The sequence below is a fragment of the Mesorhizobium sp. M0598 genome (assembly GCF_040320865.1).
Taxonomy (GTDB): Bacteria; Pseudomonadota; Alphaproteobacteria; order Rhizobiales; family Rhizobiaceae; genus Mesorhizobium.
Genome location: NZ_JAMYQL010000099.1, coordinates 1 through 1430, shown reverse-complemented (window position 1 = coordinate 1430; position 1430 = coordinate 1). Strand labels below are relative to the sequence as shown.

Sequence of the window (1430 nt, the reverse complement as noted above, 5' to 3'; positions counted from 1 at the left end):
CTAGCAGGCTTCTCTGATTGGGGTCGGTGAGGTCAAGCGTTTCCTGTCTTTTTTCCGGACCATGTCGCCCCGCGGGTCACTCGCTTCTCTTCGCGGTCGGCGCGGAGCCGCCGCATGATGGGGTCAGGAGAGCGAGGCGTCTCAATCTGTTGAACGACCTTGGGAGACTTCGCCCAGGATCGTGCCTGCTAACGAGATCGCCTTGCCCATCGTCCCCACGGGAACGATCCAGATCACCCTCGCGGGCGAACCACTGTCTGTGTTCGTTTTTGTTCCTTGCGCTATTTCATGCCGATCCGGCGGCTTCCTTTCCAAAGCGGAATTCGGTTGCGTCGGCCCACATGCGGTGCAGGATGACGGCCAGCTTGCGGGCCACCGCCACCCGCGCCCGCGCCATGCCGCGGCGTCTGGCGATGTTCATGCCCCAGGCGCGCAAGCTCGACCACTTTTTGGAACGCACAAGCAGTGAATGGGCTGCCTCGTAGAGTGCTGTGCGGGCGAGCTCGTCGCCACAGCGGCTGACCTTGCCCTGGATGTCGGTCTCACCGGATTGGTATCGCGCTGGCGTCAGCCCCAGATGCGCTCCCACCGCCCGCGAGGAGCCGAACCGCTCCGGCCGGTCGATCGTGGCGCGGAAGGCGAGCGCCGTAATCGGACCAACGCCTGGCGCGCTCATCAGCCGCCGGCAGACCTCCTCCTTGCGGACGATGTCGAGAACCTTCTTGGTCAGCCGGGCGAACTCCTTGAGCATGGTGCCGAGGATCGTAAGCAGCGGCTCGACCATCGCCATCACCTCGGCACTGGCCAGTTCGCGCACGCGATCAGCAAAGGCGGTGCGCGACGGCGTACCGAGCTTGACGCCGGCCTCTCGCAGCATGGCGCGCACGACATTCTCGATGCTGCGCATCTCGTTCAGCACCGTCCGGCGGGCAACCAGCAGCGCACGCCACAGCCGGCATTGCCGGCTCTTGACATGCACCTGCCGATACCAGCCCGTGCGCATGATCTGCGCAAGCGCGCGGGCGTCGTTGCGATCGGTCTTGTTCGGCATCGTCTTCATGGCCGCATTGGCTTGGCGCGTCTCGATGCAGATCGCAGGCAGACCTTCGGCGCACAATCCATCGTGAAGCCAGGCCGTCAGCGAGCACGCTTCAAGCCCGATGCGCTCCAGCGGCAGATCGAGCTTCCGCAACGCATCGGACAAGGCCTGTGGTTCGCTCGCCGCTCGTGTTTCCTTCACGATCTGACTGCTCTCATCGACGACGCAAATCGCGGTCTCTTCCAAAGATACGTCTAATCCAGCAAAATACTTCACGGCTGCTCCTTCCCGATGTTTGTGGCGCTCCAAGGCGACCACGTTCTAACATCCATACAGGAGCAGCCGCCCGCACCTTGGCTCGGGCGAGACCCCAATCACCCCATCTGTTGAA

At 63.4% G+C, this 1430-nt stretch carries 1 protein-coding gene; it reads right to left on the bottom strand.

Annotated features, from left to right (window positions below; all coding sequences use genetic code 11):
• Positions 1 to 286: 286 nt before the first annotated feature.
• Entirely contained in the window at positions 287 to 1315 is a 1029-nt protein-coding gene (locus tag NKI59_RS34880) for an IS110 family RNA-guided transposase (RefSeq protein ID WP_352532767.1), read from the bottom strand.
• Positions 1316 to 1430: the final 115 nt, after the last annotated feature.